The organism is Arthrobacter gyeryongensis (genome assembly GCF_039543785.1).
Taxonomy (GTDB): Bacteria; Actinomycetota; Actinomycetes; order Actinomycetales; family Micrococcaceae; genus Arthrobacter; species Arthrobacter gyeryongensis.
In genome coordinates, this window is sequence record NZ_BAABKK010000010.1 from 319,310 (window position 1) to 335,528 (window position 16,219).

Consider the following 16,219-nt stretch of genomic DNA (forward strand, 5'->3'; position numbering starts at 1 on the left):
GCTCACATAAGTGCCCCAAACGGCAAACCCTCGCTCACATAAGTGCCCCAAACGGCAAACCCTCGCTCAGATAAGTGCCCCAATCCCCGGGTCCCTACCCCCATACCCGAGCGAGCGTCCACCCAAAAACCCCCATACCCGAGCGAGCGTCCACCCAAACACCCCCATATCTGCAGGAGGGTTCACTTCCGAAGACGTGGCGAATACGCTGAAACAAGCTGCCCCATTCCCCCGTCCCTAGCTTTGGAGCCCATTGATGACAGGTTGGAATGCCGAGAACCTCGCAGGTTCGGCCGGCGCAGGTGCCGTGACACTGTTGGCAGGAACATCGTTTTGCGTGTCTGCGGCCAATGGAGACATGGACCAACTGCGACCGCACGGGATGTTCTTCCGTGACACGCGGTTCGTTTCGAACTGGGCATTGGAGGTGAACGGCCACCCCATCGAGGCCTTGGGTTCTCCTGTCCCGGAGCCCTATCGCGCCGATTTCGTCGGCCGAGCCTCTCGCACCGACGGCCTGACGGACAGCCATCTGCTGATTGAACGCCGGCGGAGCCTGTTCGGCGGAGTGCACGAAGAGATCACCGTCAGGAATTTTTCCAGCAAGCCCGCCCGCGCCACGGTTTCGCTCACGGTCAATGCGGACTTTGCCGACATCTTCGAAGTGAAGGAGGGCCGGGCACGCCACGAGAGTGTGCATTTGACCCGGGGCAGCGACGGTTCGTTGGTGCTTGAGTCCCAGCGGCAGGGCCGGCATGTCCTGGTCGCCGTTGACGCTCCGCATGGCGTGGTTGACGGGGATGTCATCAGCTACGACATCAGTCTTGAACCCCAAGGCCATTGGTCCACGGGTGTGACGGCCACGCCACGGATCGACGGGGTCGGACCCGAGGCGGATGCCCAGGTTTGGGGGAACCAACGCCCCTACGATGTCCCTGAAGAAAGGCTTCAGGAGTGGCATGGCAAGGTTCCTACAACGGAACTTGCCAACAAGGCCTTCGAGAAAGCGTTGGCCCAAAGCAGGGCAGACCTCGGCTCCCTCAGGATCTTCGACCCCGACCATCCCGGACGCACGGTGGTGGCTGCGGGATCGCCTTGGTTCATGGCCCTTTTCGGCCGGGACTCGCTCCTGACGTCCTTCATGACCCTTCCACTGGATCCTTCGCTCGCGCTGGGAACACTCAAAACCCTCGCCGACCACCAGGGCCGTACCGTCAATCCGCTCAGCGAAGAGGAGCCGGGCCGGATCCTGCACGAGGTGCGTCTCGGCGCCACCACAGGCCTCGCGCTTGGCGGCGGGAGTGCCTATTACGGTTCAGTGGACGCCACCCCGTTGTTCGTCACGCTCGCCGGGGAGCTCACCCGCTGGGGGTTCCATTCCGAGGTATCGGAATCCCTTCTGCCGGCGGTGGACCGCGCCCTGGACTGGATCCGCGACTACGGAGACGCCGACGGCGACGGCTTCGTTGAGTACTCGCGGGCCACGGACCTTGGCCTCCTCAATCAAGGCTGGAAGGACTCAGGGGACGGCATCAACTTCGCCGACGGCACATTGGCGGAGCCGCCGATCGCCTTGTGCGAAGTACAGGGCTATGTCTACACCGCCTATCTCAGCAGAGCCCTGATGGCCCAAGAAGACGGAGACCTGAAGCTGGCCGCTGTGTGGGGCGCGAGGGCAGCCGAGCTCAAGCGAAAATTCAACGAGCAATTCTGGCTTCCTGAACGCGGCTATTTCGCCATCGCCCTCGATCGCGACAAGCGGCCGGTAGACGCCTGCGCGTCCAATATGGGCCATTGCCTGTGGAGCGGAATCGTCGACGACGACAAGGCTCCGTTAGTCGCGGAGCGGCTGATGTCGGACACCATGTTCTCTGGCTGGGGCGTCCGGACGTTGGCCTCGGACATGGCGGCATACAACCCGGCGAGCTACCATAATGGCTCGGTGTGGCCGCATGACAATGCCCTCATTGCCGGCGGATTGATGCGCTACGGCTTCGTCGAGGAGTCCCAGCGCCTCGTCACGAGCCTCCTCGATGCGGCCGAGGCGTTCGGCGGACGGCTCCCCGAGTTGTTCTGCGGACTGGACAGGAAGACCTACGGGACGCCCGTCCCCTACCCTTCGTCGTGTTCGCCACAGGCATGGGCCGCTGCCACACCGGTTCACTTGCTGAGGGTATTGCTCCGCTTCGATCCGTGCCTCACCCATGGCGGCCTCTGGCTGGCGCCGGTGGTTCCCGAAGGTTTCGGCGACATCCGAATGCGGAACATCCCGCTCGCCGGCTCCCGGATCTCCGTGGAGGTGGTCAACGGAAAAACACGGGTCACGGACCTGCCCGAGAATGTCGCGCTCCACCTCGAAGCCCGCAAGCCGTTGTCCGATCTCCTTGATGTACACCACGTCACCGCCGGACCGCGGCGGGGGCACTAGGTGCGCATCGGACTGGTTGCCCCGCCTTGGATTCCAGTACCGCCGCCTGCATACGGCGGCACGGAGTCGATCATCGACATCCTGGCTCGCGGCCTGGTTGCCGCGGGCCACGATGTGCTTCTGGCGGCGGCGTCCGGAAGCACATGTCCAGTGGACAAAGTCCCCGGCCCGCCGCTTGCGGACGGCTCGAGGATAGGGAACGGGACGGACGAACTCCGCCACAGCGTGTACGCATTCGCGGCCATGAACGACGTCGACCTCATCCACGACAACACCCTGGCGGGGCCGCTGTACCGGCATCGGCCGAAGGGAACGCCCATCGTCGCAACGGCGCACCTCCCGTTTTCGGAAGAAAACCATGACATCTACCAGGCCATGGCCACGGACACCGCGATCATTGCCATCTCTCACCATCAAGCGGACACTGCCCCCGGCATCAAGATACGGAAGGTCATTCACCACGGGATAGACACCCAGTCCGTCCCGCTCGGAGCCGGCGACGGCGCCTACGTCAGCTTCCTCGGCCGGATGCACCCCGGCAAGGGCCTGCCGGAAGCAATTGAGACCGCCCGACTCGCCCAGGTTCCGCTGCGAATTGCGGCCAAGATGTACAGCGCGGAAGAACATGAGTACTACGCCGAGGTCATCGCACCGCTGCTCGGGCCCGACGTCGAATACCTCGGCGAGCTGAACGCTGCGGACAAGTTCGTCCTCCTGGGCGGGTCCGTGGCCCTGTTGAATCCGCTTCAGTGGGATGAACCCTTCGGGATGGCGATGATCGAGTCCCTCGCCACGGGGACACCGGTGGTGGCAACTTTCCGGGGATCAGCCCCGGAAATCGTGTCCGATGGCGTCACGGGCTATCTCCGTTCCAGTCCCCCGGAACTGGCCGAAGCCGTCATTGCCGCCGCGACGCTGGACCGCGGCGAGTGCCGCCGCGCCGCGGAAAACTACTTCAGCGCCGAGAGGATGGTTGCCGAACATCTGGCGCTCTATGAGGAACTCCTCGCCGAGCAAAAGTGATCCTCCCAGCCAAATATGACACCCTGAAAGTAATGAGTTTTCCTAAGACGAGCCGGATGCCGGCCACACGTGGTACCGCCAGCAGGCGCTGGGCCGGCGCTGGGATGGGCTTCCTTTTTGTGCTCTCCACCCTGGCATGCATGGCCGCATTCGTTGCCACCTACTATTTTTTCGTGCGCACCACCACGGGACAGTACATCGATGAATCCGCCCTGGTGGAAGCCGCGACCATCAACGGTCCCACCGAGCGGGCAACCACCCAGTTCCTCGATTGGTTGCCGGTCATCTCTGTGGCGATCGCCGCCGTCGTCGTTCTGTTCGTCACGATCATGCGCCGCCGCTGGAAGTCCGCCGGGATCGCGGTGGCCGCTTGTGTCGCTGCGAACCTGGCCACCCAGCTCCTCAAGGACTGGTTTCCGAACAGGCCGTTCCGCGGCGTCCAGACCATTGAACTGAACTCGCTGCCCTCCGGTCACACCACGCTCGCGGCGTCTGCGGCTGCCGCAGTGTTCTTGGTGGTATCGCCGCGGTGGCGGCCCCTGGCGGGGTTCCTCGGCGGCACTTTCGCAGTGGCGGCCGGGGTTTCCACGCTGATCAACCAGTGGCACCGGCCCGCCGACGTCGTCGCCGCGTTCCTCGTCGTGGGAGCGGTCATGCTGCCGGCTGGCTGGTTGGTCCTGCGAACCGGAAAGCGCTGGAATGTCGAGGACGGACGCGGTGAGCACTGGGCGTCGTCGCGTGTGTGGCTTTCGCTGTCGACTCTGGCGGGCGTCGTCGCCGCGGCCCTTGCGGTGTACTCGCTGATTGGAATCGCGAGCGATTTCGGGCAGGAAAGCACCACCAACTATTTCTGGGCCGGCGTCTCCCTGATTGTCATCACCGGTTATCTGGCAACGGTCGCTGCCACCTGGCTTTTCGGCCTGAATGCCCGACGGCGGCAGTCACCTTAGTGCCGCGCGGCGAGGCGTACCCTGATGCTATGGGCGCCGAAGTCCTGGACCTCAGGCTCACCACGGGCATACGGGTACCGTGCCTCGTCCACGGCGACGCCGATGCGAAGCCGTTGCTGCTGTTGCACGCCTGGGGTGAATCCCGTCGTAGCTTTGACCGCCTTGTACCTCTGCTGACGGACTTCAGGGTCTACGCACCCGACCTCCGCGGCCAGGGAGACGCGGAGAAGCCGGAGCTCGGCTATTCGTTGGCGGAACAGGCCGAGGACGCCGCAGCCATCCTGGATGCGCTCGGTGTCCAGAGGGCGTTCGTCGTTGGTTCCTCCAGCGGCGGCTACGTGGCCCAGCAGCTAGCCATCGGGTACCCCGATCGTGTCGCAGCGCTCGTGCTGGTGGGCTCGCCCCTAAGCCTGCGGGGTCGGACTGCTTTCGCCGACGAAGTCGCCAGTCTCCAGGACCCGGTCGACGAGGGCTGGGTACGGAATTCCCTTGCATGGTTCCCACTACTGCATGCGATACCTGCTTGGTATATCGAGGACCGGGTGCGCGATGGAGTCAGGATGCCCGCGCATGCGTGGAAGCTCATCCTCGATGGCTTGCGTACGGCAACTCCGCCCACGGAGTCCGGAACCATTCTCGCGCCCACCCTGATCTTGTGGGGCGCACATGATGGTGTGCTGCCTCGAAGGCACCAAGAAGCCTTGGCGGCTCGAATACCCGGCGCCGCGTTGAAGGTTTATCCCGGGGTAGGGCACCTGGTCTTGTGGGAGTGCCCGGACCAAGTGGCAGCGGATGCCACCGCGTTCCTCAATTCACTCGACTGAGGTTCTGGGACGGCATCACACACCCACCCTCGCGGGCCCCAACCTTAGGCACCAATGCGCGCAGCCGGAGCCGGGCCGGTTCCTCGACGTACTTGAACAACAGATGGGTGGCCAAGGCAATCCCGAGCAGGCACGCCGCCCCGAGCAAGTTCTCCGCGACCGGACTGGCCCCATGCGGCCAGTCCTTGATGAGCCAGTAGAAGAGGTAGATGAAGAACATGTGGACCAAGTACAGGCTGTAGGAGCTGTGGCCGCCATATTGCAGCCACCGCGCCGACAACGCCGAGCGGAGCCAGCCGCGGGTCAGGCTAAGCAGCGCAATGAGCAGCGGGAAGGCAAGCACGGCCAGCCGTCCCGGGCCAGGTTTTCCGGCCGCGGCCAGGAAGATCACGACGGCGGTTCCCGTCAGCAGGGCGCCGGGACCGGCAAGGGCAGGATTGAACTTCATACGGTCCGCGTTCCGAGCTGCGATGCAGGCGAAAGCCCCCGCAATGAAGCAGCACGCGATCCGCAGCAGCCATTGGTACGGCTGGTCCTCATCCGCGGCGATTGGCAAGTCCGGACCCCAGATGGCTGTCGGCAGGAGGACGAGCATGGAAGCGGCCAGCGCCGCGAGCGAATGCAGTCGGCGCAGCCGGAACAGGGCCAGCGCCAGCAGCGGAAACGCCAAGTAGGCCAGCCACTCGGCACTGACCGTCCATCCCGGGCCGAACCAGCTGGCGCCGTCGGTACCCGGTTGGAACCAGAGATGCATCATCAGCAGCTGCTTGGCCAGCCCCCACGGCGACAGGTCCGGAGCCTGGGTCTGGAGGGACCATTCCCGCACGGATTCCTGCGCGGTCCCATATACGAACCATAGGCCCAACACGCCCACCACCAGGGCGAACGCGGGCCACATGCGGGCGAACCGGGCCCAGACAAAGTCCGCTGCAGCCCGCCAGCGGAAACGTGGGCCAAGCCGGTCCAGGTACGTGTAGGTGATGATGAAGCCGCTGAGCACAAAGAACACGTCCACGCCCAGGTCGCCGTTGGCAATGATGGGCCGGAACAGCTCATAGACGGGGGCGAGGAAGGTGTGCTGCATGGCCTGAAGATGGAAGAACACCACCCACAGAGCGGCAACAAAACGCAGCGCGGTCAGCGTCGCGAGATCAGGCCGGGACTGCTTTGCCTCGCTCTTCGGCAGGCGATTCTCCGCCCCGGAACCAAGCGGCGGTGCGTTGTCCGTGACGGGTTCCCCAGCGGTCGGATTCGCAGTGGGGGCACGATGCGGAGGCGCGATGACTGAGAACATCCAATTCACCATACCGGATGCACCTGACCGGAGTCTGGGAGCTACATACCCAACTAACTCGCAGCTAATGTCGTTCTGAGCCCTCAAAACGACATCTATTGCGAGCCAGTTGGGCCCCGAAGGCTGGGAGCCGGTGGTTGGGCCCCCACCGGCGAGGGTCCCTGCCTGAGCTTGCGAAGGCTGGGAGCCGGTGGGGACTAGTAGTTCCTGCGGTGCTTAAGTTTCGGGAGCGCGACGGCGAACACCGCCGCGGCGGCCACGCCCAGGAAGCCGGTGACCCAGACGCCCGCCGCGAGCGATATTGCAGCGGTCAGGGCCGAGAGCAGAACGGGCCCGCCTGTGGCACCGGCGTCGGAAATGAACCTCCACAAGCCGAGGAATTGCCCGCGACCCTTCTCCGGGGAAAAGTCGGCGCCGAGAGTCATGATGAGTCCTGAGCTGATGCCGTTGCCGAAGCCGATCAGGAGCGAGGCCAGCAACAGCCCCACAAACTCGGCGGACGACGGCATCAGGAACAACGCCGCGCCCATGATGAGGGTGGACGGTACAGCGACCCACATGCGCCCCTTGCGGTCCATGAGCTTGCCGGCCGGATAGAACACCAGCATGTCGATCGCGCCGGACAAGCCGTAAATCAGTGACGCGTGTGTGGCGTCCAATCCCAAGTGGTCCGCCCACAAAGGGATGACTACTTGGCGTGAGGCTCGCAGCGCGCTGAGCAGCAGTATCCCGGTCCCGATGGTCAGGAACACGCCCGCGTGGGAAACCGCGACGCCACGGAGGGTGGGCTCGGGACCCTTGCGTCCGCCGTCGACGTCGTCCGGCAACACAAGGTCCGGGATGGTGAGGGACAGCACCGCGGCGGCAGCCATGCCCACCACGCCAACCCAATACGCGCCGCTGATGCCGGCGAACTGCATCACGGCCGCGCCGACGAACGGACCGATGAACACGCCGATCCGGGTGACGCCGCCCAACGTCGACAGGGCGCGTGCCCGGTAGATGACCGGGACGGCTTCCGTGAGGTACTTCTGGCGCGCGAGGTTGAAGACGCTCGTGCACATCCCAACGACGGTCATCGCCGCGGCGAGCAGCCAGATGCCGTTGTGCGCAAGGAGCGGCGCGAATCCGGCGGCCAACAAGGCCAATGCTCCGGCGGCGCCTGCGGCTACGATGGCCCATCGTTCGCCGAACTTGATGGTGATGAGCGAAGCGGGCAGGTTGAAGAACCACGACCCCAGCCCGATCAGGGTAACCACCAACGCGGAAACGGCCACGGAAGCACCAAGGTCGCGGGCGGACAACGCCACCACCGGAAGCACCGCGCCTTCGCCGATACAGAACAGCAAGGCGGGCCCAAAAGCGGGCAACGCGATACTGCGGAGATTGAAGGGTTGAACGGTGCTGGTTGTCGTCATCCCTTTCATCCTAGGACGCCACCTCCTTTGCGACGCGCCAAATACCTGCCGCTCAGGGAATTCCGGCAGCGTCAGGCATTCGGCGCAGCGCCAGGCACTCCGCGCCTCATCGGGATCCAAGCGGACGACGCCGGGGCACCCCTGCTGCTGCCAGCTTCTGTTCGAACACCCCGGCAGCCATGAGTTCCTGCCACACCCAACGGACGACGCCGCACCCCGTGGCACGGATCCGGTCCTCGCGCAGCTTCTCCTCGGCGACGGCTTGAGCGGGGGTGCGTCCCTTGAGGAATTCCGGTTTCAGGTACTTATCGATGCCGTCGAACTCCCCGGCCAGCCGCACGCCCTTCCAATAGAAGTCCGAATAGCCCACCAGGCCCGCTTCGTCGCGGAATTCACGTTGAAGAACCGGGGCCTCGAATCCGGCGACATGCATCAAAGCGCGGCTGTAGGATTCCCCCGCAGATCCAGACAGGGGATCTGCGAAATCGATCGCCGCTTGGATTCTCCGGGTGGCCGCCGCCGTGTAAATTCCATCCGCTCCCGCCAGAAGTGCCTCTTTCGTGATGGCGGGCAATCTCCTTTTCCGGTCGGCTTTGAGGACGTGATCCAAAGGAGCGATGGATTCGACGAACGGGGTGAAAGCGGCCAGATCCAGCACCGTGCGCACCCTGTCAGTCACCAGAAGTCCCTCTCGGCGATACACCTTGAGGCTAGCGGGGTCCGCGTAGTGGCGGGATATTCCGGCCCGAGAGCGGCCGCCGTCGTTCCTCAGGGTCACGGCCTGCACCGGATGACGCAGTCCGATGGTGGGGATACCCCATACAGACGCAGCCGAGTGTCTGGCGAAAATGGTCCGCGAGCTGGAGGTTTCGGCCGCAGCGTTGACCCGGACACGATATTGTTCCCACGGTTTCAGTGCGTCCCACGCAGCGCCGTCAACGTACACTCCTTGGCGGACGCGATGCAAGGCGCCCGTCTTGGCACTCTGAGCGAGTTCCTTAAGAGTCGTTCCGTGAAAAAGGTGATCTCGGCTGAGGATCAGGCGGGGCAACTGGGTCATGCCTACGAAGCTGCCACGTTGATCGAGGCCCACGACAGCACCGAATTCCCCCATGTGGACAACTCCAAGGAAACAATCCCGACGCGTCCCGTGCCCTCCGACGCGTCCCGTGCCCTCCGACGCGTCCCGTGCCCTCCGACCTCGTGTTTTCCTGACGTCCCCCGGAATTCCTGACGCCCCCGGAACTCCCGTTGCGTCAGGAATTCAGCGCAGCGCAGGGCAAGAAGCGCAGCGACTACTTCAGGAAACTCGCGTTGAACGAGTTCAGGTCAACGTTGATCCCGTTCAGGGTGTGCTCGAACTTCTGCTGGATCCCCACGCGCATGGTGCTTGCCGTGTTCCAGCCGCCGTACTGCACAGGTGCCGGCGCCAGATAGTTCGCGGTCCAGCTGGAGTAGTTGAGGCCGCTCGTGTCGGTATCCCAGAGGGGCACGTCCGAGAATGCGGTGCTGTTGCCCATCAACCCTGGCCACATGCCGCTGCCGCTGTAGATCACGGGCCGCACGCCCAGGCTCCGCACGCCATCCACCATGGCCCGCGTCACCAAGGATCCACCGGGCTCGATGTCCAGGGCGAAGAACTGCAGTTGGGACATGTACGGGCCTGCGGCTTTGATCCCGTTCTCCCAGCACGACGCGTCACGCGTGTAGACCGCGATCTTGAGGCCTGCGTCGAGCGCCATCTTCAATTGGGCTTGGGTCTGTTGCCACGGAGTGCACGTGCCCCACGCGGTGGAGTGCATCACGTAGAGACGGAAGCCCTCGGCGTAGGCCTGGCGGAACCAGTTGGGGTCCGTGATGGCCGCGGTGGTGTCGAGCACCTTCACCGAGCCGCCCTGAGCATCTTGGGGCACGGCGGCATCTTGGGGCACGGCGGCATCTTGGGGCACGGCGGCATCTTGGGGCACGGCTGCAGCTTGGGGCACGGCTGCAGCTTTGGGTACGACGACGGCGGGCGCGGGTGCGGCGGCAGGTTGCGGAACGGCGGGTGGTGCTGGAGTCGGCGTCGCGAGCGGGGCCACCTCAGCGGCGGGTGCGGCGTTCGCGATGGGTGCCGGGGCGGCGTCGGGCGCTGTGTTTGCGGAGGGGCGGGCGCCAGTGGCACCCGTCAGTCCGAGGAGAAGCACGGCAGCGAACATCAAGGCAAGTTTTTTGGGAATCAAGGAGGCTCCTGGGTGCTGGCCTCGGGTTCAGAAACGGGCGCAGCGGGGTGTCAAAAGGCACAGAATGGGGTGCACCATGCCCGGGCCCAGTTCCCGGTCATGGCGAGGTCGCCCCGCAAAGCGAATGACGTCCAGGCGCAACTCTAGGGAAATCCCGGCGGAAGCGACAATTTGCAATCCGCGTAGTAGTCGAGTAATAACCCGCTCATACTCGAGAAATCCAAGTAGTAAATAGAGTGTCGCCAGCGTCACTTGGCGCAATAACTAAGTAGCCCTACACGTACCCGTCCACGATCGCGGCCGCGATCTCCTTGTACGCACGGCGGGTGTCGGGGCGCAGGACGTCCAGGGTGACCAGGTCGCCGTCGGCCACTCCCCTGTCGTGCGGTACGGCAATCAGCTGGCGGCAGATCCCCGAGAGGTGTTCCTCGATGGCATCCTTGTCCACGCGGGACGACACCTCGTCCTTGTCCGTGATGACCACGATCGCGTTGCGGGCGAGTTCCTCGTAGCCATGGCTCGCGAGCCATTGAAGGGTGCTGCGGGCTCGCTTGGCACCGCTCACGGCATAGCCGGCGGCGATGATGAGGTTGTCGGCCGATTGCAGGATGCCGCTCATCGCATTGTGCGTGACGCCGGTCCCGCAGTCGGTCAGCGCGATGGAATAGTAGCCCGAGATCAACTGGCGGATCCGCAGGTATTCCTCGGCGGTCAGTGAATCCGAAACTTCCGGGTCCTGCTCGCCGGCGATCAGGTGCAGTCGGCCGGCATGATGCATGTACCGGGCCAGCGCCGTGAGCGAATCGACGTTGTCGACGTTCTTGAGCAGGTCCGTGATGGTGCGCGGCGTGGCCTTCTGGTAGATGCCCTCACCCAGCGCGCGCTCCACGAGGTCGCCGGAATCAGGGTTGGCATCGATGGCGCAGGGCGGGTCGCCGCGGAATTCCGCCAGGGTAAGGCCGACGCCCACCGTGGTGGAGGTCTTGCCGATCCCGCCCTTGAGGCTCAGGACGGCCGTGTTGTAGCTGCCTTGAAGCTGCCGGGAAATGCGCCGCGCCAGCTCGTCCTCTTCACGCTGCTTGGCGCTGGGCCCGAGGTTCCAGGCGCCGCCGGTCAGCCGGTAGAGCATGCCGCGGAAGCCACCGATGGGCCGCGGCTTTTGTTCCCGCACAAAGGAACCCGGGGACGAGATGAAGTCGGAAATCGGTGCGTTGGCGGCTGCGGCGCGCCCGGCTCGTGCGGCAGCCGGGGGAACAGCTCCCGACGCCGGTGCTGCCGCCGCCGGGATCTCGCGGCGTGGTTCCTCACGGCTCGCGTCACCGCTGCTCGGGTCTTCGCGGCCTGTTTCCGCGCGGTCCGTTGCCGTTCCGGCGGAGGCGTCGGCGGCGGCTGCCGCTTCAGCCCAGGATCTGCTTTGGAGCGGGGCAGAAGCGGTTTCGGGTGCGTCGGAATCGTTCGGGGTAATGATCGGCATAGTTCCTGTCCAGGGGTCACCCTCGGCGCGACGGCGATCGCGGCGTCGACGAAGGTCGGGCTGCCCTTCGTTCGATGCAGCGGCGCTGGCTTCGTTGTCCAAAGAATCCGGCATGGTCTTGTCCCCTAAGACTCGCAGCGTTTTGCGCCGCGGCTCTCGTTTAGATTGCTTCAACCAGCAAGTCTAGGTGGCGAGGGCCTCAAACCTGACATGCGGGCCGTGCCGGGCAGTTTGGACACGGGTTTTGGGCCATCCAGCAGAATGTGCCGCTCCCCGGACATCAGGACGACTCAGGCAAGGAATCCGGTGGCCGGAGGCTCAGCTGCTTCGCATGGAAGTCGAAATGCAGTGTCGCGTAGGAGTAGACGTCCGCGAGTGTCATATCGGCCGTGAAGAAAGGATCCCAGCGGGTCGGGAAAGGCATCGATCTTGCCAGGGTGACTGGACTTTCGCGTTCGAGGCGGCGCGCCAGGGCCGTGATCGTCTTTTCGAGTTTCCGGCTCATCCGGCGCCGGTTGTAGACAGCCGCGGCCATCCTGGAACCCCAATAGTTCACGACGTCGAACGGGCCGGCAGCCGCATTTAATCCGGCGGCAAATCGCCTGCCCCAGGATCGGGGCAAGCGGCTCATGATGCGGACCAAGGGCAAAAGGGACCGGACGATCATGTATCCGAAGACCATGTGGAAGAGCAGTTCCTCGTTGGTCCAGCGGGTCCCGTTGCTCTTGCGTTGCAGCTCCGAGCTCGTCGCGTTCTCCAGCCAGCTGATCAACTCCCGAAGGGCGCGGCTGTATCCTGCGAGGCATGCTTCCCGGACCGGATCCATCGGCTTTCTACTTCTCGGCGAGTTCGGCGTAGAGCGTTTGGACGCGGGCCTTGATGTCGTCGCGGACCAGGCGCATGCGGTCCATGCCTTCGATGCCACGAGCGGAGGGTTCGTCGGTGTCCCAGAACTCAACGCGCTTGCCGGCGGGGGCAACCAGCTTGGCCTCGGTGCCGAGGACAACGACGACGTCGGCGGCATCGAACACCTCGTCCGTGACGGGCTTGGGGTGCTCACCGGTGATGTCGATGCCGAGTTCGTTCAGGGATTCAACGGACTCGGGGTTCAGTTCCGAGCATGGTTTGGTGCCCGCGGAATGGACTGCGACTGCGTCTCCGGCGAGGTCGCGCATGAGCCCGGCAGCGAGCTGGGACTTTCCGCCGTTCCTGCTGCAGGCGAACAGGACGCTCGGGGTTGTGGGTTTTTCGCTCATGCCTGTGATTCTTGCATCGGAGATCGCCGATTCTTGCATCATCCGTCGGCTTGCGGGTTAAGGGAGGATGCCTGCCGGGCGTCTTGGGTCCGGCAGGCGTTAGGGCGAACGGCTTTAGCAGCAGTCCAGGTCGTCGTCGCAGCAACCCGCATCGGTGCAGCATCCGGTATCCATCCAGTTCACCCCCTCTCCACTTTCGGTTCAGCCAGCCTGTGACACGGCTACGTGGCGGCGGGCGCGAGGGACTCGATCAGGCCCTCGATGCGGCTCTTGATCTCGTCCCGGATGGGGCGGACGGCGTCCAGGCCCTGGCCGGCCGGATCTTCGAGGACCCAATCCTCGTAGCGCTTGCCCGGGAAGTACGGGCATTCGTCGCCGCATCCCATGGTGATGACGACATCCGATTCCTTCACGGCCTCTGTGGTGAGGACCTTGGGGATTTCGGCGGACATATCGATGCCAAGTTCGGCCATGGCTTCGACCGCGGCCGGGTTGACCTTGTCCGCGGGCTGGGAGCCCGCGGACCGGACCTCAATCCGGCCCTCGGCCAGGGTCGTGAGGAAGGCGGCCGCCATCTGGGAACGGCCGGCGTTGTGTACGCAGACGAAGAGGACGGAGGGTTTCTTGTCGGTTTCAGTGCTCATGAGAGAACCTTTCGATCGGATTCGGGGCCGGGCGCGGGAACCGGCAAAGGCAACGTGGCAACGCGCGGGTACAGGGCACGGATCAGGAAGAACCCGACGGCGCCGCCCAGCAACTGGGCAAGGATGAACCCCGGGGCGGAGGCCGGGGCTATGCCGGCGAAGGTGTCGGTAATGGTCCGGGCCACAGTCACGGCGGGGTTCGCAAAACTCGTGGAGCTGGTGAACCAGTAGGCGGCAGTGATGTAGCCGCCGACGGCGAAGGCCACGCGCTCAGGGCGCCCGGAGCGGATGGTGCCGAAGATGACCAGGAGCAGCCCGATGGTCGCGATGACTTCGCCGAGCCACAGCCCTCCTCCGGCACGTTCATGCGTGGAGAGCGTCACGGCGTCGAGGCCGAACATCAAGTTGGCGAGCACGGTCCCGGCGAGGCCTCCGACGAACTGGGCGGCGATCAGTGCCAACGCGGTGGGCGTATCCAGGATCCCCAATGCCCGTTCCACCAAAGTGACCACGGGGTTGAACGATGCCGAGACCGGCTGCAGCGCCAGAATCAACGCCACTAACGCGGCGCCGGTGGCGACGCTGTTCTGCAGAAGCTGCAGTCCGACGTCGTTCGGGGACAGTCGCGAGGCCATGACCCCTGAGCCCACCACGGCCATGACCAGGAAGGCGGTGCCGGCGAACTCCGCCACGGCCTGCCGCTTGAGCACGCTCATTGGCCCTGTCCACCGATCAAGGCCGCCAGGCCGGACAGGGCGTCGGTGCGGGCGCGGTAATACACCCAGACGCCGCGCTTTTCGCGTTCGAGGAGGCCCGCTTCGTGCAGGACCTTCAGGTGGTGGCTGATGGTCGGCTGCGACAGCTCGAAGGCGTCATTGAGGTCGCACACGCAGGCTTCGCCGCCCTCGTGGGACGCCACGAGCGACATCAGCCGCAGCCGTACCGGATCGGCCAGCGCTTTCAGCAGCGGCACGATCCCTTCCGCTTCGGATTCCGACAACGGTTCCCTGGACAGCGGCGAACAACACGCCACCGTCTGGACGGGCGTTAACTCCAGCGACATAGACACACGTAAATATTCACACTTGTCGATGTTTAAGGCAAGGCCGCTAAGGCAAGGCCGCCGGATCGTCGTCGTTCGCCATCGACGCCGCTTCGGCAGTGATCCGGTTGGCCATTCCTTTGAAGATGACGCCGTGGAAAGGCAGCACAGCCAGCCAGTACAACCGTCCGCCCAAGCCTTTGGGGAAGAAGATCGCCCTTTGTTGGTAGAGCGCCCCGCCTTCGGCTTCCTCCGCCCGCATTTCCAGCCACGCGCGCCCGGGTACCTTCATTTCCGCGCGGAGGCGCAACAGGGAGCCGCGGTCAATCTGCTCCACACGCCAGAAGTCCAGCGCGTCCCCCGTATTCAGCCGGGTCGGATTGAGCCGGCCGCGGCGGAGCCCGACTCCACCCACGATCTTGTCCATCCAGCCGCGCACGGACCAAGCCAAGGGAAACGAGTACCAGCCGTTGTCGCCGCCGATGCCTTCTATGACTTGCCACAGTTGTTGCCGGGTGGCTGTGGTGAGCTGCTCCTGGTTGTCCTGGTACACCAGGTGTCCGGCCCATTGCGGGTCACTGGGCAGCGGATCACTCGGGGCACCGCGAACGGAGGAATTCTGCCAACTGGTTTCCACTTCTCCGGCGGCCTCGCGCGCCAGCGCCAGTCGAAGGGATTCCCGGTATCCAAGCAGTCCGGCTTCGGGCGGATCGATATATCCGTCGATGTCCCGCTCCCCGACCACGCAGTTTTGCTGAAGGGATCCGATCAGCGGCACGGCCAAGGAACGCGGTATGGGGGTGACGAGGTTGACCCACTGGGATGCCAACCATGGAGTCAGGACGGGCAATGAAATCACCGGCCGGCGCCGAAGGCCCGCTTCCGCGGCGTAGCCGTTCATCATCTCGTCGTACCGGAGGACATCCGGGCCGCCGACGTCGAAGGTGCGGTTGAGCGAGGCGGGGAGTCCAGCCGCTGCGACCAGGTAGTACAGTACGTCGCGGATCGCGATCGGCTGGACTTTGTTCCGCACCCATCGCGGAGCCACCATGAGGGGCAGCACTTCGGTCAGTTGCCGGATCGTTTCGAAGGACGCCGAACCGGAACCGATCACGACGCCGGCCTGAAGCACGATCGCGGGCACCTGCGGTTCCGCTAGGAAAAGGTCGCCCACTTCCTTGCGGGACCGGAGGTGCCGGCTGAGCTCAGTTCCTTCCGGGTGCAGTCCACCCAGGTAAATGATCCGCCCAGCGCCAGCATCGGCAGCCGCACGCGCAACGTTGCGGGCGCAGAGCCTTTCCGTCTCTTCAAAAGACCGCTGGCCCGAATGACCCATCGAGTGCACCAGGTAGTAAATGACGTCGGCCCCGGCAAACGCCTGCCGTAAGGAGTCGACATCCTCGAGGTCGCCAATCATTACGTCCACGCGGTCCGCCCAGGGGACGTCGCTGAGCTTGTTAATGTGGCGTACCAGGACACGGACGTCGTAGCCGGCGTCGAGCAAGCGTGGAACCAGCCGTCCCCCGATATAGCCGGTGGATCCCAATACCACAGCGAGTGGATTCATCGTGGCCCCTTCCGATGCCCTTGCGGAGCCGAATGCCCTTACGGAGCCGGAACGCCGACGCCCTATGCCAGCGTAGC

General features: G+C 64.6%; 15 protein-coding genes. 4 read left to right on the forward strand and 11 right to left on the reverse strand.

The features are described from left to right. Window positions 1–256 precede the first annotated feature (256 nt). From ABEA18_RS08215 to ABEA18_RS08230, 4 genes are read left to right on the forward strand one after another with little or no spacing between them, the layout of a single operon-like run. Window positions 257–2,428 carry an amylo-alpha-1,6-glucosidase gene (locus ABEA18_RS08215; RefSeq protein WP_345448752.1) on the forward strand — a complete coding sequence of 724 codons (2,172 nt, stop codon included), beginning with the start codon at window positions 257–259 and terminating at the stop codon, window positions 2,426–2,428. After that, window positions 2,429–3,451 (forward strand): glycosyltransferase family 4 protein, encoded by a 1,023-nt coding sequence (locus ABEA18_RS08220; RefSeq protein WP_345448753.1) that lies wholly within the window; start codon window positions 2,429–2,431, stop codon window positions 3,449–3,451. A 32-nt stretch (window positions 3,452–3,483) separates the two neighbouring features. Then, window positions 3,484–4,401, forward strand: coding sequence for a phosphatase PAP2 family protein (locus tag ABEA18_RS08225; protein WP_425550496.1), 918 nt, complete (start codon window positions 3,484–3,486; stop codon window positions 4,399–4,401). A gap of 29 nt (window positions 4,402–4,430) precedes the next feature. Beyond that, window positions 4,431–5,225 carry an alpha/beta fold hydrolase gene (locus ABEA18_RS08230; RefSeq protein ID WP_345448754.1) on the forward strand — a complete coding sequence of 265 codons (795 nt, stop codon included), beginning with the start codon at window positions 4,431–4,433 and terminating at the stop codon, window positions 5,223–5,225. On the opposite strand, the gene ABEA18_RS08235 is transcribed toward ABEA18_RS08230, so the two are convergent. The 11 genes from ABEA18_RS08235 to ABEA18_RS08285 all read right to left on the reverse strand — a co-directional run bounded on the left by ABEA18_RS08235 (window position 5,209) and on the right by ABEA18_RS08285 (window position 16,142). Then, a complete protein-coding gene (locus ABEA18_RS08235) occupies window positions 5,209–6,519 on the reverse strand; it encodes an acyltransferase family protein (RefSeq protein ID WP_345448755.1) in 1,311 nt (436 codons plus the stop codon). The two genes, ABEA18_RS08230 and ABEA18_RS08235, sit on opposite strands and share 17 nt — an antisense overlap. A 197-nt stretch (window positions 6,520–6,716) precedes the next feature. Continuing rightward, window positions 6,717–7,937, reverse strand: a complete 1,221-nt coding sequence (locus ABEA18_RS08240; protein WP_345448756.1) for an MFS transporter — start codon at window positions 7,935–7,937, stop codon at window positions 6,717–6,719. Window positions 7,938–8,043: 106 nt separating this feature from the next. Then, window positions 8,044–9,051: a hypothetical protein gene (locus tag ABEA18_RS08245; RefSeq protein ID WP_345448757.1), complete on the reverse strand. Its 1,008-nt coding sequence runs from the start codon at window positions 9,049–9,051 to the stop codon at window positions 8,044–8,046. Between the two features lie 181 nt (window positions 9,052–9,232). Then, window positions 9,233–10,159 (reverse strand): glycoside hydrolase family 25 domain-containing protein, encoded by a 927-nt coding sequence (locus tag ABEA18_RS08250; protein WP_345448758.1) that lies wholly within the window; start codon window positions 10,157–10,159, stop codon window positions 9,233–9,235. Window positions 10,160–10,433: 274 nt separating this feature from the next. Next, window positions 10,434–11,747, reverse strand: a complete 1,314-nt coding sequence (locus ABEA18_RS08255) for a MinD/ParA family ATP-binding protein (RefSeq protein ID WP_345448759.1) — start codon at window positions 11,745–11,747, stop codon at window positions 10,434–10,436. Between the two features lie 166 nt (window positions 11,748–11,913). Then, window positions 11,914–12,459 carry a DinB family protein gene (locus tag ABEA18_RS08260; protein ID WP_345448761.1) on the reverse strand — a complete coding sequence of 182 codons (546 nt, stop codon included), beginning with the start codon at window positions 12,457–12,459 and terminating at the stop codon, window positions 11,914–11,916. A gap of 7 nt (window positions 12,460–12,466) precedes the next feature. After that, window positions 12,467–12,889 carry an arsenate-mycothiol transferase ArsC gene (locus ABEA18_RS08265; protein WP_345448762.1) on the reverse strand — a complete coding sequence of 141 codons (423 nt, stop codon included), beginning with the start codon at window positions 12,887–12,889 and terminating at the stop codon, window positions 12,467–12,469. Between the two features lie 221 nt (window positions 12,890–13,110). Continuing rightward, on the reverse strand, window positions 13,111–13,533 hold the full coding sequence (locus ABEA18_RS08270; protein WP_345448763.1) for an arsenate reductase ArsC: 423 nt from the start codon (window positions 13,531–13,533) through the stop codon (window positions 13,111–13,113). Continuing rightward, on the reverse strand, window positions 13,530–14,249 hold the full coding sequence (locus ABEA18_RS08275; RefSeq protein WP_345448764.1) for an aquaporin: 720 nt from the start codon (window positions 14,247–14,249) through the stop codon (window positions 13,530–13,532). The genes ABEA18_RS08270 and ABEA18_RS08275 overlap by 4 nt, the downstream gene beginning before the upstream one ends. Beyond that, window positions 14,246–14,596, reverse strand: coding sequence for a metalloregulator ArsR/SmtB family transcription factor (locus ABEA18_RS08280; protein ID WP_345448765.1), 351 nt, complete (start codon window positions 14,594–14,596; stop codon window positions 14,246–14,248). Before ABEA18_RS08280 ends, ABEA18_RS08275 begins: the two co-directional genes overlap by 4 nt. A gap of 46 nt (window positions 14,597–14,642) precedes the next feature. Then, complete coding sequence (locus ABEA18_RS08285) at window positions 14,643–16,142, reverse strand: SDR family oxidoreductase (protein WP_345448766.1); 1,500 nt, start codon at window positions 16,140–16,142, stop codon at window positions 14,643–14,645. Window positions 16,143–16,219: the final 77 nt, after the last annotated feature.